20 protein-coding genes are annotated in these 23,176 nt (G+C 71.7%); 13 read left to right on the top strand and 7 right to left on the bottom strand.

The genetic code is table 11. The features are described 5' to 3' along the window. Nucleotides 1–996, bottom strand: coding sequence for a polyprenyl synthetase family protein (locus ACOZ90_RS05665; RefSeq protein ID WP_422892670.1), 996 nt, complete (start codon nt 994–996; stop codon nt 1–3). Nucleotides 997–1,183: 187 nt separating this feature from the next. Here ACOZ90_RS05665 and ssb point away from each other — a divergent pair, with 187 nt between their 5' ends. Together ssb and ACOZ90_RS05655 are read left to right on the top strand one after the other, a co-directional pair. Then, on the top strand, nt 1,184–1,666 hold the full coding sequence (gene ssb, locus ACOZ90_RS05660) for a single-stranded DNA-binding protein (RefSeq protein WP_422892669.1): 483 nt from the start codon (nt 1,184–1,186) through the stop codon (nt 1,664–1,666). 108 nt (nt 1,667–1,774) lie between these two features. Beyond that, complete coding sequence (locus tag ACOZ90_RS05655) at nt 1,775–2,272, top strand: DUF4019 domain-containing protein (RefSeq protein ID WP_422892668.1); 498 nt, start codon at nt 1,775–1,777, stop codon at nt 2,270–2,272. A 63-nt stretch (nt 2,273–2,335) separates the two neighbouring features. Here the strand turns inward: ACOZ90_RS05655 and ACOZ90_RS05650 are convergent, their stop codons facing one another. Together ACOZ90_RS05650 and ACOZ90_RS05645 are read right to left on the bottom strand one after the other, a co-directional pair. Next, complete coding sequence (locus tag ACOZ90_RS05650) at nt 2,336–4,126, bottom strand: DUF2207 domain-containing protein (RefSeq protein ID WP_422892667.1); 1,791 nt, start codon at nt 4,124–4,126, stop codon at nt 2,336–2,338. Further along, nucleotides 4,123–4,671, bottom strand: a complete 549-nt coding sequence (locus ACOZ90_RS05645; RefSeq protein ID WP_422892666.1) for a LemA family protein — start codon at nt 4,669–4,671, stop codon at nt 4,123–4,125. Before ACOZ90_RS05645 ends, ACOZ90_RS05650 begins: the two co-directional genes overlap by 4 nt. Before the next feature lie 97 nt (nt 4,672–4,768). Here ACOZ90_RS05645 and ACOZ90_RS05640 point away from each other — a divergent pair, with 97 nt between their 5' ends. Then, nucleotides 4,769–5,824, top strand: a complete 1,056-nt coding sequence (locus tag ACOZ90_RS05640; RefSeq protein ID WP_422892665.1) for a GGDEF domain-containing protein — start codon at nt 4,769–4,771, stop codon at nt 5,822–5,824. 21 nt (nt 5,825–5,845) lie between these two features. On the opposite strand, the gene ACOZ90_RS05635 is transcribed toward ACOZ90_RS05640, so the two are convergent. The 3 genes from ACOZ90_RS05635 to ACOZ90_RS05625 form a co-directional block, all read right to left on the bottom strand. Further along, entirely contained in the window at nt 5,846–6,448 is a 603-nt protein-coding gene (locus ACOZ90_RS05635) for a nitroreductase family protein (RefSeq protein WP_422892664.1), read from the bottom strand. Nucleotides 6,449–6,543: 95 nt separating this feature from the next. Beyond that, the gene (locus tag ACOZ90_RS05630; protein WP_422892663.1) at nt 6,544–6,777 is read right to left on the bottom strand and encodes a hypothetical protein; all 234 of its coding nucleotides are present in this window, start codon (nt 6,775–6,777) and stop codon (nt 6,544–6,546) included. 4 nt (nt 6,778–6,781) lie between these two features. Beyond that, nucleotides 6,782–9,136 carry an FdhF/YdeP family oxidoreductase gene (locus tag ACOZ90_RS05625; RefSeq protein WP_422892662.1) on the bottom strand — a complete coding sequence of 785 codons (2,355 nt, stop codon included), beginning with the start codon at nt 9,134–9,136 and terminating at the stop codon, nt 6,782–6,784. Between the two features lie 144 nt (nt 9,137–9,280). On the opposite strand from ACOZ90_RS05625, the gene ACOZ90_RS05620 reads away from it, so the two are divergent. The 10 genes from ACOZ90_RS05620 to ACOZ90_RS05575 all read left to right on the top strand — a co-directional run bounded on the left by ACOZ90_RS05620 (nt 9,281) and on the right by ACOZ90_RS05575 (nt 22,844). After that, the gene (locus ACOZ90_RS05620) at nt 9,281–10,915 is read left to right on the top strand and encodes a TldD/PmbA family protein (protein ID WP_422892661.1); all 1,635 of its coding nucleotides are present in this window, start codon (nt 9,281–9,283) and stop codon (nt 10,913–10,915) included. A 141-nt stretch (nt 10,916–11,056) separates the two neighbouring features. Further along, on the top strand, nt 11,057–12,691 hold the full coding sequence (locus ACOZ90_RS05615; RefSeq protein ID WP_422892660.1) for a TldD/PmbA family protein: 1,635 nt from the start codon (nt 11,057–11,059) through the stop codon (nt 12,689–12,691). Between the two features lie 24 nt (nt 12,692–12,715). Continuing rightward, nucleotides 12,716–14,044, top strand: coding sequence for a TldD/PmbA family protein (locus ACOZ90_RS05610; RefSeq protein ID WP_422892659.1), 1,329 nt, complete (start codon nt 12,716–12,718; stop codon nt 14,042–14,044). A gap of 52 nt (nt 14,045–14,096) precedes the next feature. Further along, on the top strand, nt 14,097–14,795 hold the full coding sequence (locus ACOZ90_RS05605; RefSeq protein ID WP_422892658.1) for a DUF4159 domain-containing protein: 699 nt from the start codon (nt 14,097–14,099) through the stop codon (nt 14,793–14,795). 29 nt (nt 14,796–14,824) lie between these two features. Continuing rightward, nucleotides 14,825–15,832 (top strand): AAA family ATPase, encoded by a 1,008-nt coding sequence (locus ACOZ90_RS05600; RefSeq protein ID WP_422892657.1) that lies wholly within the window; start codon nt 14,825–14,827, stop codon nt 15,830–15,832. Nucleotides 15,833–15,845: 13 nt separating this feature from the next. Continuing rightward, nucleotides 15,846–16,742, top strand: a complete 897-nt coding sequence (locus tag ACOZ90_RS05595; protein WP_422892656.1) for a DUF58 domain-containing protein — start codon at nt 15,846–15,848, stop codon at nt 16,740–16,742. After that, nucleotides 16,739–17,905, top strand: coding sequence for a BatA domain-containing protein (locus tag ACOZ90_RS05590; protein ID WP_422892655.1), 1,167 nt, complete (start codon nt 16,739–16,741; stop codon nt 17,903–17,905). Before ACOZ90_RS05595 ends, ACOZ90_RS05590 begins: the two co-directional genes overlap by 4 nt. Further along, nucleotides 17,902–20,118 carry a hypothetical protein gene (locus tag ACOZ90_RS05585; RefSeq protein ID WP_422892654.1) on the top strand — a complete coding sequence of 739 codons (2,217 nt, stop codon included), beginning with the start codon at nt 17,902–17,904 and terminating at the stop codon, nt 20,116–20,118. Before ACOZ90_RS05590 ends, ACOZ90_RS05585 begins: the two co-directional genes overlap by 4 nt. Continuing rightward, nucleotides 20,115–21,920: a carboxypeptidase regulatory-like domain-containing protein gene (locus ACOZ90_RS05580; RefSeq protein WP_422892653.1), complete on the top strand. Its 1,806-nt coding sequence runs from the start codon at nt 20,115–20,117 to the stop codon at nt 21,918–21,920. The genes ACOZ90_RS05585 and ACOZ90_RS05580 overlap by 4 nt, the downstream gene beginning before the upstream one ends. Before the next feature lie 81 nt (nt 21,921–22,001). Further along, entirely contained in the window at nt 22,002–22,844 is an 843-nt protein-coding gene (locus ACOZ90_RS05575) for a DUF4349 domain-containing protein (protein WP_422892652.1), read from the top strand. A 23-nt stretch (nt 22,845–22,867) separates the two neighbouring features. Here the strand turns inward: ACOZ90_RS05575 and ACOZ90_RS05570 are convergent, their stop codons facing one another. Further along, nucleotides 22,868–23,161, bottom strand: a complete 294-nt coding sequence (locus ACOZ90_RS05570) for a hypothetical protein (protein WP_422892651.1) — start codon at nt 23,159–23,161, stop codon at nt 22,868–22,870. Between the last annotated feature and the right edge of the window lie 15 nt (nt 23,162–23,176).

Below are 23,176 nucleotides of genomic sequence, written 5' to 3'. Positions count from 1 at the left end.
TCAGTACCCGCGTTCGACCGCGTAGCGGGCCAGGCCGCGCAGGGCGGCGACGGCCTCGTTGTCGGCCAGGCCGTCGAGGGCGCGTTCGGCGGCGTCGGCGTATTCGACCGCGCGGCGGTGGCTGTACTCCAGGCTGCCGGCGGCGCGGATGGCGGCCAGCACCTCGTCCATCGCGCCGGCGTCGCCGGCCTCGATGATCGCGCGCAGGCGCTGGCGCACCGGCTCATCCGAATGGGCCATGGCGTGGATCAGCGGCAGGGTGGCCTTGCCTTCGGCCAGGTCGTCGCCCAGGTTCTTGCCCAGGTCGGCGCCCTCGGCGGCGTAGTCGAGCATGTCGTCGGCGATCTGGAAGGCATGCCCCAGCTGCAGGCCGTAGTCGTGCAGGCGCTGCTGGGTGGCTTCGTCGGCGCCGGAGGCCAGCGCGCCCAGGCGGGTGCCGGCGGCGAACAGCACCGCGGTCTTGCGCTCGATCACCTGCAGGTAGCCGGCCTCGTCCACGTCCGGATTGCGCACGTGCAGCAGCTGCAGCACCTCGCCCTCGGCGATGCGGTTGGTGGCGTCGGCCAGCACCCGCATCACCTGCATCCGATCCAGTTCGACCATCAGCTGGAAGCTGCGCGAATACAGGAAGTCGCCGACCAGCACGCTGGCGGCGTTGCCCCAGATCGCGTTCGCGGTGCTGCGTCCGCGGCGCAGATCCGATTCGTCGATGACGTCGTCGTGGAGCAGGGTGGAGGTGTGGATGAACTCGATGATCGCCGCCAGCTGGTGGTGCTCGGCGCCGTGCCCGCCGCAGGCGCGCCCGGCCAGGGCCACCAGCATCGGCCGCAGGCGCTTGCCGCCGGCGGAAATGATGTGCTCGGCGACCTGGTTGATCAGCACCACGTCGGAGGCCAGGCGGCGGCGGATCAGGGCGTCGATGCCGGCCATGTCGGCGGCGGCGAGGGCCTGGATCGCGGCCAGGTCGGGCAGGGGGGCGGTCTGGGCCTGGGGCATGGGGTCTGGGAAACCGGGGGATCGGGGATTATACGGGCGCCCGGAGCCCCGACGCCCGGGTGCGGCGGAATCCTACGCCGGCCCGGGCCGTTGGCGGATGGCGCGACCGGGGCCGTCTATACTGGAATGGAATCGAACCCACCGGCCTGCCGCAGCGCGCGCAGGCCCCATCCGGAAGGAAGACTTCATGGCCCGTGGCATCAACAAGGCGATCCTGGTCGGCAACCTCGGCAACGACCCGGAGATCAAATACACCCAGGGGGGCATGGCGATCACCAAGATCAGCCTGGCCACCACCAGCGTGCGCAAGGACCGCGACGGCAACACCCAGGAAAACACCCAGTGGCACCGGGTGACCTTCTTCGGCAAGCTCGGCGAGATCGCCGGCGAGTACCTGCGCAAGGGCTCGCAGGTCTACGTGGAAGGCGAGATCCGCTACGACAAGTACACCGGCCAGGACGGGGTGGAAAAGTACTTCACTGAAATCGTCGCCAACGAGATGCAGATGCTCGGCGGTCGTGGTGATGGCGGTGGCGGTGGCGGCTACGAGCGTGGCGGAGGCGGCGGTGGCGGCGGTGGCGGCAGGCCGCAGCGCCCGGAGCAGCCGCGCCGCGAGCCGGCGCAGCGCCCGCCGGCCGAGGAATTCCCGGACGACGACATCCCGTTCTGATGCACACCTGAACCGGTCAGCCACGGCCGAGCCGCACGCGGGGCTGTTGCGCGCGTGGCCCGGGGCTGGCATACACTCGGGAATTCAAAACCGCAGGGAGTGTCACGGATGAAGTTCAAGTCGATCGCACTGGCAGTCGCACTGTCCGCATGCATGGGCACGGTGGCCGCGCAGCAGCCGGCGCCGCAGCCCCAGCAGCAGGCCGCGCAGCCGCAGCAGCTCACCCAGGAGCAGCAGGCCCAGCTCGCGCGCCAGGACGCGGAGCTGGCCAGCGCCGCCACCCAGGTGGTGCAGATGATCGACGCCAACCGCGTCGGCGACGCATGGGATCTGTCCACCGACGTGGTCAAGCGGATCGTGCCGCGCGACAGCTTCGTCCAGCAGATCACCGCCGACCGGGCGCGGCTGGGCGCGCCGACCGCGCGCGGCCAGGCCGTGGTCACCCGCACCCAGTTCCAGGAGGGCGGCGAGGTGCCGGCCGGCCTGTACATCAACGTGGCGTTCCCGACCACCTTCGCCAACAGCGCCGAGCCGGTGCGCGAGCTGGTCTCGTTCCGGCTGGATGAAGACCAGGTCTGGCGCCTGTCGGGCTACAGCCTGCGCTGAGCCGCGGTTCAACGCGCTGAATCGGACGGGGCCCGGTCGGGCCCCGTCCTGTTTTGTGCGCGCTCAGCGGCCGCCCACGCCGCCCCCGCCGCCGCCGCCGCCGGAGAATCCCCCACCGCCGCCGCCGCCGCCACCGAACGAGCCGCCCGAGGAGCTGCCGGGCGGGTTCGCGGCCGAAGCGATCTGCGAGTTCAGGCCCGAGGACAGGGCGCGGGTCATCCCGCCCAGGTCGCCGACTCCGGCGCCGCGCCCGCTGGCCGAATACCAGCTGATCGACGATGCGGCCGCTGCCACCGCCGCCGCGCTGGCGGCCACGGTGAACTTGCGCGTCCAGGCGTCCTCCACGTCCAGCGCCACCGCGAACGGCAGCATCCGTTCGAAGCGGGTGGCGTCCAGCTCGGGTTCCTCCGGGGCGTCGGCGCGCGGCCCTTCCAGGCGCTGGAGATCCTGCTTTTCGGCCACGCCCAGGTAGCGCCTGAAGCCCTCGATCTCGTCCAGCAGCCGCCGCCCGGCCGGAGTCGGGGCGCCGATCAGGAATCCGAATGCGACGCAGGCGACAGCGGACGCCACCAGCGCCGGGATGGCGAGCGCCAGGCCGGAACCGGTGAGCATGGCGGTGGCCAGGGTGGCGACGATGGTGGCGATGGTGATCAGCACGGCAATCGTCAGGCTGCCGCCGTTGCGCCGGTACAGCGCCGGGAAGATGCGGCGGCTGACCTGCCCGTTGTGCAGGCTTATCGCCGACTGGATCGTGTGCGCGTTCCTGTGGTGGAGTTCCAGGCTTGCCCCCTTGTCCGGGAGCAGGCGTTCGACCAGGCGGGCCGGCGGTGTATCCGGGGTTGCGCCGGATGCGCCGCGCTTGCGATGCAGGATCCAGCGATCCGACCGCAGGACCCTGTCCTCGCGCTGGATGGCCACCATGCCGTCCACGGCCGCGGCCAGCAGGTCGGCGCTGAAGGCGGTGTTGTCGTAGCGGCGGCGGCCCATGACCCGCAGCTCGGCCGGCGAATAGCCCTCGGGCGGCTCATAGCGCACGATGATGGTGCCGGGATCCGGGTCGCGTCCTGTCGCGCGCCAGCGGCCGATGGCGTACACCAGCAGCAGGATCAGCCCGGCCAGGGCGACGATGCCGGCGCGGTTGTCCTTCAGCCGCCAGGCCAGCCGTTGCAGGGGGCCGGGCTCGGCCACCACGCCCTTGGGAAAGCCCAGCACCACGGTCAGGCCCTGCTGCGGGGCCAGCGGCGCGGTCAGCTCCCAGCGGGCCACGCCCGGCTCGGGCCGGCTGGAGTCGAAGGCCTGGCCGCGCGCGCCCTGATACCCGCTGTAGGCCTCGACCTGCATGGCGGCAACCGGCACCGGTGCCGGCAGGCGCGCGGTCACGCTGCCGCGCTCGACCCGCAGGATGGAGCCGTGGCCGATGGCGTTGAAATACAGCTCGTCGTGTTCCTGGAAGAACCCGAGCTGGCGGGTGGTGCGATAGCGCAGGGTGTAGACGTGCTCGGCGGGAACCGGCAGGAAATCGTCGTTGCCGGTGTTGATGCGCACCCCGTTGGAGCGCCGCTCGGTGAACCATGGCTCGGGCCGGCCGTTGCGCAGCACCTCGACCACGTCGAAGTCCACCACGACCCGGTCGCCGTGGCGGTCGCGGTAGCGGGTGGGGAAGTCGCGGGTGATGCCGCGGCGGATGCTGCGTCCTTCCGCCCGCACCGCGATTGTCTCGGTGATGTCCAGGCTGCCGTCGGTCTGGATCGCGATGTCGACGTCGTAGCCCAGGATCCTCTCGCCGGCCCGCTCCTGGGCCTGCGCCGGCAGGATCCAGGCGAGTGCCAGCAGCAGCGCCAGCAGGCGGGTCACCGGCGCAGCTCCACCGCCGGCGCGGCGCGCTCGGCCGCGCCGGCCTGGAAAAACTCGGCGCCGTCGAAGCCGAAACCGCGGGCAACGGCCAGATCCGGAAACCGCTGGGTAGCGTCGTTGTAGTCGCGCACCGCGCCGTTGTAGAAGCGGCGCGCGTACTGCAGGTGCTCCTCCACATCCACCAGATCCTGCTGCAGCCGGGCGAAGTTCTCGTTGGCCTTCAGCTCCGGATAGGCTTCGCGCAGCGCGAACAGCCGGCCGATGGCCTGCTCCAGCGCCGACTCCACCTCGCCCAGCTTCTCCGGCCCCGGCTGCGCCAGCGCCCGGGCACGCAGTTCGGTCACCGCTTCCAGCACCGCCGCCTCGTGGCCGGCGTAGGCGCGCACCGCGGCCACCAGCTGCGGTACCAGGTCATGGCGGCGGGTCAGCTGCACGTCGATGTCGGCCCAGGCGGTGCGCACCTGGTTGCGCAGCCGCACCAGCCGGTTGTAGATGAATACCGCCCAGGCCACGACGGCCAGTAGCACCACGACGATCGCGACCATCACCCTTCCCTGCTTGCGCCAGGGACGATCTTACGGTCAATCCCGCTGCAGGCGCACGATCACCGATAATGTGCGGTGTTTCCGCTCCGGCTTGCCCATGCGCCCTCCCGCACGTCCCGACAACGAAGCCGAACGCCTCAGCGCCCTGCAGCGCTCCCGGATCCTGGATACGCAGAGCGACGAGGCTTTCGAAGACCTGATCAGGGTCGCCGCCGCCATCTGCCACGTGCCCATGGCCATGGTCAGCCTGATCGGCGCGGAGCGGCAGTGGCTCAAGGCGCGGCTTGGCATCGAGGTGGAGGAAACAGCCCGCGACGAGGCGTTCTGCGCCCACACCATCCTGGAGCCCCGGGTGACGATGGTGGTCGAGGACGCGCTGCAGGACCCGCGCTTCCGTGAAAACCGCTTCGTGACCGGGGAGTCGGCCGTCCGCTTCTATGCCGGGGCCCCGCTGCTGGATCCCGACGGGCTGCCGCTGGGCAGCTTCTGCGTCATGGACCGGGAGCCGCGCAAGTTGGCGCCCGACCAGCTGCAGGCGCTGGAGGCGCTGTCACGCCAGGCCTCGCGCTTGATCGAAGCCCACCGGCTGGCCGTGGAGCTGCGCTACCACCTGGACGAGCGCGAGTGGTACGAGCAGCAGCTGCGCCTGCACCAGGAGGAGCTGGAGCGCCAGAATGCCGACCTGACCGAGCTCACCCGTACCGACCCGCTGACCGGCCTGCACAACCGGCGCGCGTTCTCGGTGGCGCTGGAGGAGGTGGCGGTCAGCGGCCAGCGCTATTGCGTGGCGGTGTGCGACATCGACGACTTCAAGGCCATCAACGACGTCCACGGCCACACCGAGGGCGACCGGGTGCTGCAGGCCGTGGCCGGGGCGCTGCGCGACCAGCTGGCGGCGCGCGGCCGGGTGGCGCGGATGGGCGGGGAGGAATTCGTGCTGCTGTTCCCGGGATCGGACGTCCGGGAGGCGACGCTGCAGTGCGAATACCTGCGCGAGATGATCGCGAACCTGCCGGCGGGCCTTCCGGTCACGGTGAGCATCGGGGTCGCCGGCGGGGGGCCCGGGAGCACGCCGGAAGACGTGCTTGCCCGGGCGGACGCCGCGATGTACGAGGCCAAGCGCCGCGGCCGCAACCGGGTTGTGTCCGGCTGAGGGCCGCGCTGGCCCATGGCGTCAGGCAGCGACGCGGAAGCGCTTGTCGTCGTCGATGAAGGTCTTGTCGCCGATCTCGCCGGCATGGCTGCCGAACGGCATCTGCGCGCGCAGCACCCAGCTGCCGGGGATGTTCCACTCTGCGGCCACCGCGGCGTCCGGCAGCGGGTTGTAGTGCTGCAGGCTGGCGCCGATGCCGGCCTCGGCCAGGGTCATCCACACCGCGTACTGGGCGATGCCGGTGGCGTGCTCGGACCAGACCGGGAAGTTGTCGGCGTACAGGGGGAACTGCTCCTGCAGCGCCTTCACCGGCTCCTGGTCTTCGTAGAACAGCACCGTGCCCGCGCCCGCGGCGAAGCCGTCGATCTTCTTTTCGGTGGTCGGGAAGGCGTCGGCGGGGACGATCCTGCGCAGCTCGTCCTTCACGATCTCCCAGAACTTCACGCTCTGCGCCCCGTGCAGGATCAGCGCCCGCGAGCTCTGCGAGTTGAACGAGGAGGGCGCCTGGCGCATCGCTTCCTGGATCAGGCCGGTCACCTGATCCTGGCTGATGGGCAGGTCATTGCCCAGGGCGTACTGGGTGCGGCGCTTGCGCGCGATGTCGAGGAAACGGTTGTCGGTCATGGGGCGTCCTTGTGGGCGGTTCAGGTCTGCCTGCGAGTTTATTGGGCGCATCGGGCCCGATTCCCGCCACCGGTGGGAACAATCGTTCCGCCGCGTCAGCTGGAACGCTGCGTCCGGCCGGCCTCGGCGAGGCCGTGATCCGTCAGCTGCACGGTTTCGGCTCCGCCGCGCTGCTCCAGCCTGACCAGGCCGGCGCCCTGCACGCCGCCGATGCTGTCCTCGCCCAGCCAGGCCAGGGTGCGCATCAGCAGGCTCATGCGCACGTCCAGGCGCTTGCGCAGGCGGGGCAGGGAGAGGCCGTCGGGATGGACGGCCAGTTCCGCCAGCACCCGCTCAGCCAACGACGGCGGCGGGGATGTCACGCTGGCTCGGGCGGGTGGCGCCGGCATCCGGGCGGTGCGCATGGACCAGCACCGGGATGGATTTGGAGGTTGGCGTGCGCGCGCGCTCGGCGAAGCTGGACAGCGGCACCAGCGCGTTGGTTTCGGGGTAGTAGGCCGCCAGGCAGCCGCGCGGGATGTCGTAGGCGGCGAGCAGGAAGCCCTTCGCGATGCGCTGCGCGCCGTCCTCGCCCAGGCTTTCCAGGTCCACGCGGTCACCCGCGGCCATGCCCAGCGCGGCGATGTCGGCGGCGTTGGCAAACAGCACCCGGCGCTCGCCGGTCACGCCGCGGTAGCGGTCGTCCAGGCCGTAGACAGTGGTGTTGTACTGGTCGTGCGAGCGCACGGTGCTGAGCACGAACACCGGCTGCCCCTCGCGCGCCGCGCGGGCGCGGTGGGCCGGGGTGTTGACCGGCACCCGGTGGGCCTTGAAGCCCGCGCGCCCGTCGGCGGTGTTCCAGCGCCGCTCGCGCGCGCCGTTGGACAGGCGGAAGCCGCCGGGCACGCGCACGCGTTCATTGAAGTCGTGGAAGTCGTCGAATACCTCCGCGATGAGGTCGCGGATGCGGTCGTAGTCCTCCACCAGCCGGCGCCACGGCACCCGGCTGCGCTCGCCCAAGGTGGCCTCGGCCAGCCGCGCCACGATGGCCGGCTCGGACAGCAGCCCGGGATCGGCCGGCGCGTTGATGCCGCCCGACAGGTGCACCATGCTCATCGAATCCTCCACCGTGACCTGCTGCGGTCCGGCGGCCTGCACGTCGATCTCGGTGCGGCCCAGGCAGGGCAGGATCAGCGCATCGCGCCCGTGCACCAGGTGGCTGCGGTTGAGCTTGGTGGCCACGTGCACCGTCAGCGCGCAGTTGCGCAGGGCGCGGTGGGTGGCGGCGGTGTCGGGCGTGGCCGCGGCGAAGTTGCCGCCCATGGCGAAGAACACCTTCGCCCGGCCGCCGCCCATCGCCTGGATCGCGCCGATGGTGTCGTGGCCCGGCTCGCGCGGCGGCTCGAATCCGAACACGTCCCGCAGCCGGTCCAGGAACGCCTGCGGTGGCTTCTCCCAGATCATCATCGTGCGGTCGCCCTGCACGTTGCTGTGCCCGCGCACCGGGCAGGCGCCGGCGCCGGGGCGGCCGAGGTGGCCGCCCAGCAGCAGCAGGTTGCCGATCATCTGGATCGTGGCCACCGAGTGCAGGTGCTGGGTGATGCCCATGCCCCAGCAGCAGATCAGGCGCTCGGCGGCGAGGAAGGCGTCGCCGGCGAGGCGCAGCTCGGCTTCGGTGAGGCCGGACTCGGCGGTGATGGTGTCCCAGGATTCGGCCGCGACGTCGGCGGCGAAGGCCTCGAAGCCGCTGGTGTGGGCCTCAATGAATTCGCGGTCGAGCAGCGAGGGCCGGCCCGCGGCGGTCTCCGCGGCGTCGCGCTCCAGCACGTGCTTGATGATCCCCTTCACTGCGGCCAGGTCACCGCCGATCTTGAGCTGGAAGTAGTCCGACGAGATCCGGGTCGAGCCGCCGTGCAGCATTTCCACCGCGTCCTTGGGGTCGGCGAAGCGCTCCAGCCCGCGCTCGCGCAGCGGGTTGAAGGACACGATCGCCGCGCCGCGCCTGGCGGCTTCGCGCAGCTCGCCGAGCATGCGCGGATGGTTGGTGCCCGGGTTCTGGCCGAAGATGAAGATCGCGTCGGCCTGCTCGAAGTCGGCCAGCGACACCGTGCCCTTGCCCACGCCGATCTGCTCGCCCAGCGCCACGCCGGACGGCTCGTGGCACATGTTCGAGCAGTCGGGGAAGTTGTTGGTGCCGAACTCGCGCACGAACAGCTGGTACAGGAACGCGGCCTCGTTGCTGGTGCGCCCGGAGGTGTAGAACACCGCCTCGTCCGGCGAGTCCAGGCCGTTGAGGTGGCGGGCGATCAGCGCGAACGCTTCGTCCCAGTCCACCGGCAGGTAGCGGTCGCTGCCGGCGTCGTAGCGCATCGGCGTGGTCAGCCGGCCCTGGCCCTCCAGCCAGTGGTCGCTGTAGCCGGACAGCTCGGCCACGGTGTACTTCGCGAACAGCTCCGGCCCGGCGCGGTGGCGGGTGGATTCGGTGGCGACCGCCTTGGCCCCGTTCTCGCAGAACTCGAAGGTGGAGGTGTGGTCGCGGTCCGGCCAGGCGCAGCCGGGGCAGTCGAAGCCGTCCGGCTGGTTCATCGACAGCAGGGTCTTGGCGCCGCGTACCGCCACGTCTTCCTTGCGCAGGTGCGCGGCCACGCTGCGCAGCGACGGCCAGCCGCCCGCCGGGCCGTCGAATTTATGGATCGTCTTTCCGCTCATTCCGGATGCTTCACTGTGCCGGCCCCATCTTCCCGCGGCGGCCGGGGCAAGTCCATCCGCGCCGGGCGCCCATGCCGTTTGACCCATGCGGCGGCGGGCGGCACCGTGCAAGGATCGGCGGTCAGCAGCATCTGGAGCAGGGCCTTGCATCGACGTGATTTCCTGACCATGGGCGGTCTCGGGCTTGGCGCCCTGGTGCTGCCGCCCTTCATGGGCCGCGCAATCGCGGCCGAAGAACTGGTGACCACGCTGGACGTCGCGTTCAAGCGCAGGCTTGCCGATTCGGCCCTGGAAGCGGCCACCGGTGCCGGCGCCAGCTATTGCGACGTGCGGGTGGGGCGCTACCTGCGCCAGTTCGTGATGACCCGCGAGGACAAGGTCGAGAACGTGGTCAACGAAGAGTCCACCGGCGTGGGCGTGCGGGTGATCGCCAACGGCGCCTGGGGCTTTGCCGCCACCCGCGAGATGACCGCCGACGCGATCGCGCGGGCGGCGCGGCAGGCCACGGCGATCGCCAAGGCCAATGCGCGGATCCAGAACGAGCCGGTGCAGCTGGCCCCGCTGCGCGGGGTGGGCGAGGTGGCCTGGCAGACGCCGATCAGCCGCAACGCGATGGAAGTGCCGCTGGAGGAGAAGGTGGCGCTGCTGCTGGGCGTCAACGCCGCGGCCACCGATGCCGGCGCCGATTTCGTCAGCTCGCGCCTGTTCGCGGTCAACGAGCAGAAGTACTTCGCCAGCACCGACGGCTCCTACATCGACCAGGACGTGCACCGGATCTGGGCGCCGTTCACCGTCACCGCGGTGGACAAGGACACCGGCAAGTTCCGCACCCGCGACGGGCTGTCGGCGCCGATGGGCATGGGCTACGAATACCTGGATGCCGACCCGGCCGGGCGCATCGAGCTGCCCGGCGGCGTGGTCGCCTATACGGATTCCTATGACATGCGCGAGGACGCGGTGGCGGCGGCCAGGCAGGCGCGCGAGAAGCTGTCGGCGCCTTCGGTCGAGCCGGGCCGCTACGACCTGGTGCTCGATCCCAGCCACCTGTTCCTGACCATCCACGAGAACGTCGGCCACCCGCTGGAACTCGACCGCGTGCTCGGCTACGAGGCCAACTACGCCGGCACCAGCTTCGCCACCCTGGAGCGGATGCGCGAAGGGCTGCAGTACGGCAGCGAGCGGGTGAACTTCTTCGCCGACAAGACCCAGCCGGGCAGCCTGGGCGCGGTGGCCTACGACGACGAGGGCGTGAAGTGCAAGCGCTGGGATCTGGTGAAGGACGGGATGCTGGTGGACTACCAGGCCACCCGCGACCAGGCGCACATCCTGGGCAAGGATGCGTCGGATGGCTGCAGCTACGCCGATTCGTGGTCGACGGTGCAGTTCCAGCGCATGCCCAACGTGTCGCTGGCGCCGGGCGCCGAGCCGCTGACGGTGGCGGAGATGGTCGCAGGGGTCGAGGACGGGATCTACATCCACGGCCGCGGTTCGTATTCGATCGACCAGCAGCGCTACAACGCGCAGTTCGGCGGGCAGCTGTACTACGAGATCAAGAACGGCGAAGTGACGCGGATGCTGGAGGACGTGGCCTACCAGATCCGCACGCCGGAGTTCTGGAACGCCTGCAGCGCGATCTGCGACGAGCGCGATTTCCGCCTGGGCGGGTCGTTCTTCGACGGCAAGGGGCAGCCTTCGCAGGTGTCCGCGGTGTCGCACGGCTCGGCGACCACGCGGTTCGACGGCATCAACGTGATCAACACCGCGCGCAGCCTGGGCTGATGTGCCAAAAGTCATTTGACGCTCCCCGGGGCGGCGGCAAGAATCGGGGACGTCATGGCGCACGGCGTCATGCATCCATTTCGCCCCCATCCATCCCCGGCCGCCATCCAGACGTGCGCGGCCAACATCGGGAGACCTGTCTTGGACAGACGTGACTTCCTGGCCCTGAGCGGCCTTGGACTCGGCGGGCTGGTCCTGCCTTCCTGGCTCGGCACGGCGGTTGCCGCCGACGAGCTGCTGACCAGCCTTGACCCCGCCTTCAAGAAGCGCCTGGCCGATTCGGGCCTGCAGGCGGCCACCGGTGCCGGGGCCAGCTACTGCGACGTACGCATCGGCCGCTACCTGCGCCAGTTCGTGATGACCCGCGAGGACAAGGTGCAGAACGTGGTCAACGCCGAATCCACCGGCGTGGGCGTGCGGGTGATCGCCGACGGCGCCTGGGGCTTTGCCGCGACCAACGCGCTCACCCCCGACGCGGTGGCGCAGGCGGCGCGCCAGGCCACGGCCATCGCCAAGGCCAACGCCGGCATCCAGAACGAACCGGTGCAGCTGGCACCGGTGCGCGGCGTGGGCGAGGTGAGCTGGCGCACGCCGATCGGCCGCAACGCGATGGAGGTGCCGGTCAAGGAGAAGGTCGACCTGCTGCTGGGCGTGAACGCGGCGGCGATGAACGCGGGCGCGGACTTCGTGAACTCGACCCTGTTCGCGGTCAACGAGCAGAAGTACTTCGCCTCCACCGACGGTTCCTACATCGATCAGGACGTGCACCGGATCTGGGCGCCGATGACGGTGACGGCCATCGACAAGGCCAGCGGCAAGTTCCGCACCCGCGCCGGGCTGTCCTCGCCGATGGGCCTGGGCTACGAGTACTTCGACGGTGACCCGGCGCAGAAATTCACCTCGCCCAACGGCGTGGTCAACTACGGCCACTCCTACGACATGCTGGAAGACGCGGTGGCGGCGGCGAAGCAGGCGCGCGAGAAGCTCACCGCGCCCTCGGTCGAGCCGGGCCGCTACGACCTGGTGCTCGACCCCTCGCACACCTGGCTGACCATCCACGAGTCGGTCGGCCATCCGCTGGAGCTGGACCGGGTGCTGGGCTACGAGGCCAACTACGCCGGCACCAGCTTCGCCACCCTGGACAAGCGGGAGGAAGGCTTCCAGTACGGCAGCGACCTGGTCACGATCTTCGCCGACAAGACCCAGCCCGGCAGCCTGGGCGCCGTGGCGTATGACGATGAAGGCGTCCAGTGCAAGCGCTGGGATCTGATCCGCGACGGCATCCTGGTCGACTACCAGACCATCCGCGACCAGGCCCACATCCTGGGCAAGGACGCGTCGGACGGCTGCTGCTACGCCGACTCCTGGTCGACGGTGCAGTTCCAGCGCATGCCCAACGTGTCGCTGGCCGCGGGCCGGGAGAAGCTCTCGGTGGCGGACATGATCAAGGACGTCGAGAACGGCATCTACATCATCGGCGACGGCTCGTTCTCCATCGACCAGCAGCGCTACAACGCGCAGTTCGGCGGCCAGCTGTTCTACGAGATCAAGGACGGCGAGATCACCGGCATGATCGAGGACGTGGCCTACCAGATCCGCACCCCGGAGTTCTGGAACGCCTGCAGCGCGGTCTGCGACGAGTCCGACTACCGCCTGGGCGGCTCGTTCTTCGACGGCAAGGGCCAGCCCTCGCAGGTGTCGGCCGTCTCGCACGGCTCGTCCACCGCCCGCTTCGACGGCATCAACGTCATCAATACCGCCCGCTCGCTCGGCTGACCGGCACCACGGAGATACCAGGACATGACCATTTTTACCGAAGAGCAGGCCCGCACCATTCTCGAGAAGGTCGTCGGCCTGTCGCAGGCCGACGAGTGCACCGCCAACCTGAGCGGCTCGCTGGAAGGCAACATCCGCTTCGCCCGCAACAACGTGTCCACCAGCGGCGAGGTCGGCAACGCCGAGCTGTCCGTGCAGGTGGCGTTCGGCAAGCGCGTGGGCACGGCGACCATCAACGAGTTCAGCGACGAGGCCCTTGAGCGCGTGGTGCGCCGGGCCGAGGATCTGGCGCGGCTGGCACCGGAAAACCCGGAGTTCATGCCGGCGATCGGGCCGCAGGAATACCGCCCGAGCCCGACCTTCAGCGAGTCCACCGCGGCGATCACGCCCGAGTTCCGGGCCAGCGTGGCGGCCGACTCCATCGGGCCGTGCCGGGCCGAGGGCCTGGTGGCCGCCGGCTTCCTGGAGGATGGCCAGAGCTTCACCGCGTTCGCCAACAGCAACGGCAACTTCGGCTACCAGCGCGGCACCAGCTTCGACTACACCTGCACCGTGCGCACCGAAGACGGGCAGGGCTCGGGCTGGGTCGGCCGCAGCCTGCGCCATGCCAGCGAGTTCAACGCCGGCCGCGACGTCGCGGTGGCGATGCGCAAGGCCAGCGCCTCGGCCGAGGCCCGCGCGCTGGAGCCGGGCAAGTACACGGTGGTGCTGGAGCCGGCCGCGGTGGCCGGGCTGGTGTCGTTCATGATGCGCTTCTTCGATGCGCGCAGCGCCGACGAGGGCCGCAGCTTCCTGTCCAAGCGCGGCGGCGGCAACCGCCTGGGCGAGCAGTTGTTCGACCCGCGGGTGAACGTGATCGCCGACCCGTGGAACGAGGACGTGCCGGTGATGCCGTGGGACGGCGAGGGCCTGCCGCGCGAGCGCATGCCGATCATCCAGGACGGCAAGGTGGCGTCGCTGAACTACTCGCGTTACTGGGCCCAGCAGCAGGGCCAGCAGGCGACCGGCCGGCCGGGCAACCTGATCATGTCCGGTGGCGACGCCTCCACCGCCGACCTGATCGCCGGTACCGAGCGCGGCATCCTCGTGACCCGCACCTGGTACATCCGCATGGTCGATCCGCAGACCGTGCTGCTGACCGGCCTGACCCGCGACGGCACCTTCTACATCGAGAACGGCCAGATCCGCTACCCGGTGAAGAACTTCCGCTTCAACGAGTCGCCGGTGATCATGCTCAACAACATCGACGAGCTCGGCCGCCCGGTGCGGGTGGGCGAGGGCTGGATGTCGATGCTGCTGCCGCCGATGCGCCTGCGCGACTTCACCTTCACCTCGCTGTCCGACGCAGTCTGAACCATGCCCGGTCGTGACGGGCGCGCCAGGGGCGCGCCCATACAATAGCGGCATGGATCGCAAGCAGTTCCTGAAGCTGATGCTGGGTGCCGCGGGCGCGGCGATGCTGCCGGGCCCGCTGCGCGCCGCGGGCGGCTACGACTTCCGCTTCACCCGCCTGCGCTACGAGTCGGGGAACTGGGACGTGGACGCGCGCATGCCGTCCAACGTCATCACGTCGCTGATCGACTACACCAACCTGCGGGTGGATCCGCAGGAGCAGGTGCTGGACCTGGCCGATCCGCGCATGCTCGGCGCCTCGTTCTGCTACCTGGCCGGGCACAAGCTGGTGGAGTTCAACCCGGCCGAGCGGCGCAACTTCGAGCGCTACGTGCGCAACGGTGGCTTCGTGTTCGTGGATGACTGCAATCACGACATCGATGGCCTGTTCGCCAAGTCGTTCGAAGCGCAGATGGCGTCGATCTTCGGCAATGACGCGCTGCGCAAGCTGCCCAACAGCCACGCCCTGTACAGCAGCTTCTTCCGCTTCCCCGACGGCCCGCCCACCACCAGCTTCGAGCTCAACGGCTGGGGCGACGACCTGGTGCACGACTACCTCAAGGGCATCACCATCGACGGCCGCCTGGGCGTGCTCTACAGCAACAAGGACTACGGCTGCGAGTGGGACTTCGACTGGCGCAACAAGCGCTTCCTGGCCGAGGACAACACGAAGTTCGCGGTCAACATCGTCATCTATGCGCTCACCGCGTGAGCGCGCATTCCCCCATTGAATCCAACCCCATGAACAAAGCACTCACCGAAGCCGACATCGAAGACCTGTCCGGCCACCTGGTTCGCCTGCGCGAGGCCATCGGCCAGGCCGTGGTGGGGCAGGGCGAAATCGTTGAACAGCTGCTGGTAGCCCTGCTCGCCGGCGGCCACTGCATGCTCGAAGGCGTGCCCGGGCTGGGCAAGACCCTGCTGGTGCGCACCCTGGGCCAGGCGCTGGAGCTGGAGTTCCGGCGCGTGCAGTTCACCCCCGACCTGATGCCCAGCGACATCCTGGGCACCGAGCTGCTGGAAGAAGACCACGGCACCGGCCACCGCAGCTTCCGCTTCCAGAAGGGCCCGGTGTTCACCAACCTGCTGCTTGCCGACGAGCTCAACCGCACCCCGCCGCGCACCCAGGCGGCGCTGCTGGAGGCGATGGCCGAGCGCACGGTCAGCTATGCCGGCGTGACCCACCGCCTGCCCGAGCCGTTCTTCGTGCTGGCCACCCAGAATCCGATCGAGCAGGGCGGCACCTATCCGCTGCCCGAGGCGCAGCTGGACAGGTTCCTGCTGCAGCTGCGGCTGGATTACCCCGACGAGGCCGAGGAACTGGCGATCGTGGCCCGCACCACCGGCACTGCCGACGCCGCCGTGCCGCAGGTGATGGATGCGGCCGCGGTGCTCAGGCTGCAGGCGCTGGTGCGCCAGGTGCACGTGGGCGAAGACCTGATGGAATGGATCGTGCGCCTGGTGCGGGCCAGCCGGCCGGGCGAGGACGCGCCGGAGGCGGTGCGCAGCTACGTGCAGTGGGGCGCCGGGCCGCGCGCGGCACAGTCGCTGGTGCTGGCGGCCAAGGCGCGCGCGCTGCTGCATGGCCGGCTGGCGGCCACCCGCGATGACGTGGCCGCGCTGGCGGCGCCGGTGATGCGCCACCGCCTGCTGCTTTCATTCGCGGCCGAGGCCGGGCAGGTGCACGCCGACGACGTGATTGCCGCGCTGCTGCGCGAGGTGCCGGCGCCGGGCACCGCGGCCGGCTGAACCGGACGCGGCGATGGCCTGGGATCCGATCCCGCCCGAGGTGCGCGCCCGGCTGCGCACGCTGCGCATCGGTTCGCGGCGCGCCGCGGGCGGCCGCGGCTTCGGCCTGCACAGGAGCCGCAGCCGCGGCGCCGGCATGGAGTTCGTGCAGTACCGCGGCTACGAGCCGGGTGACGAGCTGCGCCGGATCGACTGGAAACTGTACGCGCGCAGCGACCGCTTCTTCGTGCGCGAAGCCGAGCGCGAGAGCCAGCTCACCATCTGGGTGCTGCTGGATATGAGCGCGTCGATGGCGCAGGCGGACGAGGAGCGGCCGGACTGGTCGCGACTGGACGCGGCCAAAGCGCTGGCCGCAAGCATGTTCGAGATCGCACTGGCCCAGGGGGATCCGTTCGGCCTGGTGCTGGCCGGCGATGGGCGCCTCTCCCTGTTGCCCGCCGCCGCCGGGATCCGCCAGCGCGACCGGCTGCTGATGGCGCTGGAGGATGCCGGCGCACGCGGCGGGCCGGTGGCGCCGGAGCGGCTGGCGCCGCTGTGGCAGCGGGTCGGGCCCGAAGACGTGGTGGTCCTGCTGGGCGACTTCTTCGACGAGACGACCGCGACGCTGGCCGAACGCCTGGCCGCGGCCAGGCGCGAGGTGCTGGCGATCCAGCTGCTGACCGTGGGCGAGCGCGATTTCGACTTCGGCGACGGACGCCTGTTCCGCGACCCGGAGACAGGCGACGAGCTGCCCGGCGACGGCCCGGCCATGCGCGAAGGCTTCCTTGAGCGCTTCGGCCAGGCCCGGCGCGAGCTGCAGGCGCGGTTCAATGCCGTCGGCATCCGCCACGTGGAATACGTGCTCGACGAGCCGCTGGATCTGCCGCTGCGGCGGCTGTTAGGCGGCGCCGACGCTGCGGAGCGGCCATGACCCCGGCGCTGCTGCTGCCCGCCGCGCTGGCGGCGCTGGGCGCGCTGCTGCTGCCGGTGCTGATTCACCTGGCGCGGCGCAGCCAGCGCCAGCCGACCGTGTTCGCCGCGCTGCGCTGGCTGCGCAGCGAGGCCCGGCCGCAGCGGCGGATCCGGCTGGAGGAGCTCCTGCTGCTGGCCCTGCGGCTGTTGCTCATCGCCCTGCTTGCGCTGTGGCTGGCGCGGCCGGTGCTGCTGGGCGAGCAGACGGTGACGCACGTGGTCGCGGCCGTGCCCGGCGTGGAGGCCGATGCCGTGCAGGCGCTGGCCGCGGGCACCGATGCGCCCGCGCGCTGGCTGGCGCCCGGATTCCCGGATCTCGGCCAGCCTGCGCCCGACGGCCCGCTGGCGGTGGCCAGCCTGCTGCGCGAGCTGGATGCGCAGCTGCCGGAAGGAGCGGCGCTGACCGTCGCGGTACCCGAACGGCTGGAGGGCATGGATGCGCAGCGGCCGGTGCTCTCGCGCCCGGTCGAGTGGCGCGTGCTGGGCGGTGCGATGGCCGCGCCCGAACCTCTGGAGCCGGAGCCGCCGGCCCTGCAGGTGCGGCACGATGCGGATCGCGCCCCGGCGCTGCGCTACCTGCAGGCAGCCGCGCTGTCCTGGTACGCGGATGGCGAACAGCCGGACGCCACCTTCCGCGCCGGGCCGGCGGAATTACCCGTTGAAGGCGACGGTTCGCACCTGCTGTGGCTGGTGGCCGGCGAAGTCCCGGCGCAGGTTATCGAATGGGCGGAGGGCGGCGGCACCGTCCTGCTGGATGCCGCCGCCGACGCGCAGCTTGCGGGCAGCCACGTGGCCCTCTGGCGCGACGCGCGCGGCCGGGTGCTGGTGGAGGGCGGCCCGCTTGGCAGCGGCCGGCTGATGCGCTTCACCCGGCCGTTGCAGCCGGCGCAGATGCCGGAGCTGCTGGAGGCGGATTTTCCGCGCCGCCTGCGCGAGGTGCTGGTGGAGTCCGCTCCGGCCCCTGCCGCGGTGGTCGCGTCCGGCCATGCGCCGCAAACGGGCGCAGCCGGGTATCCGTCGCCGCCGCGTGACCTGCGGCCGTGGCTCGCCCTGCTGATCACCCTCGTCCTGCTGGTCGAACGCTGGGTGGCCACCTCGCGCCGGCGGGAGGTGGCGGCATGAGCGCCGCCCATCGCCTGCGCTCCACGCTGCACGCGGCCCGGCTGCGGGTGGTGCTGGCGGCGGCCTGCGTCGCGCTGCCGCCGCTGCTGGCGCTGGCGGTCGCCGGCGGGCGGATCGGGGGTTCCGGGTTTGCGTTCCTGCTCGGCCTGGCCGGGCTGGTGGTTGTGATCGCTTGCATCGCCTGGCGCGCGCGGCGCATCGACACGCGCTGGCTGGCGCGGCGCCTGGACGCGGCGCGCCCGGACATGGAGGACAGCGCGGGGCTGCTGTTCGCCCACCGCAGCGAGATCTCGACGCTGCAGCGATTGCAGCGCGAGCGCCTGCGCGTGCGCCTGGCCGAAGCGCCGATGCCCGACCTGCGGCCCGGATGGCCGCGGCGGAGGATCGCCGTCGCCACCGCCGCCTCGCTGCTGGTCATTGCCGCGGCGCTGCTCTGGCCCTCGGCCGTCGACCGCGACGGGATGCGCGCGGCGCCGGCGGCGGCCTCCGTGCCCGGCGCTCCCCGGCTGGTGGCGTGGAAGCTCTCGATCGAACCGCCGGCCTATACGGGGCTGGAAGCGCACGACGCGGAGAGCCTGGACGCGCAGGCGCCGCAGGGCTCGCGCCTGGCCTGGACGCTGCGCTTCGAGCCGGAGCCGGATGCCGCCGAGCTGGTCTTCCATGATGGTGAAAGCATCGCCCTGGAGCGTGGCGAGGACGGCTGGTCGGCGTCGCACGCACTGGCCGAATCCACGCTGTACCGCATCGTCCCCGCCGGCGCGCCGGCCCGGCCCGCGCCGCCGCTGCACCGCCTGGACGCCGTCGCCGACGCGCCGCCCGCGGTGCGGGTGTTGGCACCGGAGCAGAGCCTGACCACGATGGCCGCGGGCCAGCGGCGCTGGGCGCTGTCGTTCGAAGCGAGCGACGACTACGGCGTCGCCGCCGATGCGCGCCTGCACATCACCCTGGCCCAGGGCACCGGCGAGAACATCACCTTCACCGAAAGCAGCCGCGGCGTGCGCGGCAGCGGCCCGGCCACTCGGCGGCGTTTCGACGTGACCCTCGACCCCGTGGCGCTGGGCATCCAGCGCGGCGAGGATCTGGTGGCGCGGCTGGAGGTGCGCGACAACCGCGCGCCGCGGCCGCATACGGCGCGCAGCCCGAGCCTGATCCTGCGCTGGCCGCCGCCCCCGCCGCCCGACGTCGACGGCCTGGAAGGGCTGGCGCGCGAGGTGCTGCCGGCCTATTTCCGCAGCCAGCGGCAGATCATCATCGACGCCGAGGCGCTGCTGGAGCAGCGGCCGACGCTGGAGCCGGATCGGTTCCTGTCCCGATCCGATGCGCTGGGCGTCGACCAGCACGTGCTGCGGCTGCGCTACGGGCAGTTCATGGGCGAGGAGACCGAGGGCGGGCCGGAAGTGCCGCCGACCAATGACGCCGAACCCGCGGCCACCCTGCTGCCCATCGACGACCTGGGCCAGGAGCCCGCCGAACCTGCCGACGACGGACATGGACACGACGAGGGTGATGTCCACGCCGGCGTGCTGGATCTGCACGACCACGATGACGGCCAGCAGCCGCGCGAAGGCGCCGCCTTCGGCAGCATGGAGGGCGTGCTGGAACAGTACGCCCACCTGCACGACCTGCCCGAGGCCGCGACCCTGCTCGATCCGCGCACCCGCGAGACCCTGCGCCGCGCGCTGGGCGAGATGTGGCAGTCGGAGCTGGCCCTGCGCCAGGGCGATCCGGCGCGCGCGCTGCCCTACGCCTACCGCGCGCTGGCGTTCATCCAGCAGGTGCGCGAAGCCGACCGCATCTACCTGGCCCGGACGGGCTCGCAGCTGCCGCCCATCGACCACAGCCGGCGCCTGGGCGGTGACCGCGACGGCATCGGCCGCCGTCCGCTGGCACCGTCGTCGCGGCCGGAGCCCAGCGGCGTGCTCGAGGACGCCTGGGCCGGGCTGGCCGGCGGGCAGGGCGCGGACGCGGTTGACCTGGAGGCGCTCGAGGCCTGGCTGGCCCGCAACCGGGATCACATCGACGATCCGCTTGCGCTGGCCGCCGCGCTGGACAGGCTGCGCAACGAGCCGGCCTGCGCATCGTGCCGCCAGGAACTGCGCGCGCAGGTGTGGAGGCAGCTGCAGCGGCCCGCGCCCCGGGCCCTGCGCCGTGCCGGTGCGGACGAGGCCGGCGTGCGCTACCTGGAAGCCCTGCAGGCGGAGGAGCAGCCATGAATCCGGACATCGCACTCGCCCTGGTGCTTGCCCTCGCCGTGCTGGTGGCGTGGGTGCGGCTGCTGTTCTGGCAGCGCCGCGTGCCCGGCCCGCGCTGGAAGCTGCCTGTGCTGTTGCTGCTGCAGCCGCTGTGCGCGGGCCTGCTGTACCTCACCTTCATGCCGCCCAGGCTGGCGGTCGAGGCGGGCACCATGACGGTGCTTACCGCCGGTGCCGACGCTCCGGCGGTGCAGGCCGCGGGCGGGATCGTGGTGGCGCTGCCGGAAGCGCCGCGCACGCTCGACGCCGAGCCGGTGCCGGATCTGGCCACCGCGCTGCGGCGGCACCCGGACACCGCGCGGCTGCAGGTGCTCGGCCAGGGCCTGGATCCGCGCGACCGCGAGGCAGTCCGCGGGCGTGCGCTCGGGTTCGAACCACCGCCGCTGCCGCCCGGCCTTGTCGAACTGCACGCGCCCGCGCGCGCGGCGCCCGGCACCGCCTTCGACGTGCATGGCCGCATCAACGCGATGGAAGGCGGCCAGGTGCGGCTGCTGGATCCGGCGGGGCAGGTGGTCGATGCGGCCGAGCTGGATGCCGCCGGCGCGTTCCATCTGCGCGGCTACGCGAGGGCGCCCGGGCTGGCCATCTTCCCGCTGCAGGTGCTGGATGCCGACGGGCGTGAAGCCGACCCGGTGCCGGTGCCGCTGGAGGTCGTCGCCGGGCCGACCCCGCGCGTGCTGCTGCTGGCCGGCGCGCCCGGCCCCGAATTCCGCCACCTGCGCCGCTGGGCCGAGGACGCCGGGCTGGAGCTGCACGTGGAGGTCGCCGTCGGCCGCGGCGTCGGCCTGGGCGACGGCCCCGCGCCGTCCACCGCGGAAGGCTTCGCCGAGTACGACCTGGTGATCCTGGACGAGCGCGCGCTGGGCACGCTTGGCGCCGCACGGCGCAGCGCGCTGGCCCAGGCGCTGGATGCCGGCACCGGCGTGCTGGTGCGCCTGGGCGGCGCGGTGCCTGCCGCCGTCCGCGCGCAGCTGGCTGACCTGGGCATGGCGCTGGGCGACGATGGCGGAACCGCTCCGGTCGATCTGGCCGTGATCGCGGATGCCGGCGTGCTGCGCGCGCGCATGGGCCCGGGCAGTGCCGACGCCCCGTTTGATCCGGCGCTGGCGGATCAGGCTGCGCCGGAACTGCTCCGGCGGGCGGTGCAGCCCGGGGCCGTTGACGCCGTCCCGATGAGCGTGCCCGGAACGGACGCGGTGTTCGCCTGGTGGCGTGCCCGGGGCCGCGGCCGCATCGGCCTGTGGACTCTGCTCGACAGCCACCGCCTGGCCCTGGCCGGACGCGGCGACCTGCACGGCGGCCTGTGGAGCGCGGCGGTCGCCTCGCTGGCGCGTCCGGCCCTGGAAGACGCGCCCGGCTTCGAATCCATGCCGCGCGCCGGCCGGCGCACGCCGGTGTGCGGGCTGCCGGAGGAAGAGGCGACGATCAGCGCACCGGACGGAACGCGCACGGTGCTGCAGCTCGACCCCGCCGCAGGCCCGGGCAGGTGCGCCGCCTTCTGGCCGCAGGCGGACGGATGGCACCGCCTGCACGCCGGCGATCGCAGCTGGCCCTTCCACATCCTTGCCGCCGATGCCGCCCCGGGCCTGGCCGCCGCCGAATTGCGCGAGGGCACCGTGCGCCTGGCCGGGGAGGGCGGCACCGCTGCCGCCGCCGCTGGTTCGACGCCCACCCGCCGCGGCCCGTCCTGGCCGTGGTTCCTCGCCTGGCTGGCCGCCTCTGGGCTGCTGTGGTGGCTCGAACGCCGCCGCCCCGCCCGCTGACGGCCTGGTATAGGCTTTCGCAAGCCTGACCCCATTGCCCGCCGCGCGCCGTTGGCGAGGCTGTCCACCATGGAGATGAACATGCGAAAGGCATCGATTGCCCTGCTGGGAACGCTGGTGATGCTGGGCCTGGCCGCGTGCGGCGACTCCGGCCCGTCGTCGGCCGAGTCCGCGTCGTACGGCGCCGCGGCTCCCGCCGCGAAGATGGTTGCCCGGGAAGAATCCGCCGCGGACGTCGCCGACGGCGGCCACGACCTGTCGGCCATGCTCGCCTACGAGCACCACGCCGGGATCCAGCTGCCCGCCGACCTGATCCCCGGCAGGCTGCAGCAAGTGCAGGCCGCCTGCGCCGAATCACGCTTTGGCGCCTGCGTCGTGCTCAACGTCAACCAGCAGGGCGGCGAGCGCCCCTCGGCCAGCGCCACCCTGCGCATCGTGCCCGACGGCGTGGAGCCGATGATCGCGCTCGCAGGCGAGGATGCCCGCCTGGGCAACCGCAGCACCCACGCCGAGGATCTCGCCGTGGCGGTGCGCGACAACGCCCAGGTGCAGGATCGGCTGCAGCGCGAGATGGAGCGGCTGCAGCAGTTCCAGCAGCGCCCGGATCTGGCGGTCGGCGACATGATCTCGCTGTCCGAGCGCATCGCCTCGGTCGAGGCCCAGCTGGAATCGGCGGCCCAGCGCGACGCCCAGTACCGGCGCCGGATCAACACCCAGCTGCTCACCCTCAACTTCCAGCCGCCCAGCGTGCAGACCAGCCGCAGCGAGGTCGGCCAGGCGCTGCGCGACGTGGTCAGCCTGCTCTCGCTGGGCACCGCGTGGACGATCCGGACTGCGGCCCTGCTCACGCCCGTGGTGCTGGCGCTGGTCGTGCTCGTGGCCGTGATCCGCGCCATCCGCAGGCGCCGCCGCAGCGCCCCGTAGGCGCGCAAGGCGCCCCGGGAAGGTCAGTCCTCGTCTTCCTCGAACTCCACCACCGCGTCCAGGTCGAAGGCCAGCGCCTCCACCGCCTCGCGCACCTTGCGCGCGGTGGAGGGGTTGGGCGCGTCCACCTCGATCTCGTGCGTCTCCGGCCCGTGCGTATCGTGCAGGCCCGCCGAACTGGAATCCTCGTCATCCAGGCGCGGCATCAGATCCGCGACCTCCTCGACATGCTCGATGCCGTCGATGCTTTGCAGCAGGTTCATGATGCCGCGAACGGCGTCCTCGTCGCCGGTCAGGCGGATGCGCAGCAGGGCCATGCAGGTTTCTCGCTG

It is taken from the genome of Luteimonas dalianensis (assembly GCF_049339425.1).
Lineage (GTDB): Bacteria > Pseudomonadota > Gammaproteobacteria > Xanthomonadales > Xanthomonadaceae > Luteimonas > Luteimonas dalianensis.
Note: the sequence above shows the minus strand (reverse complement) of the source record. Positions and strands in the feature narration are given on the sequence as shown.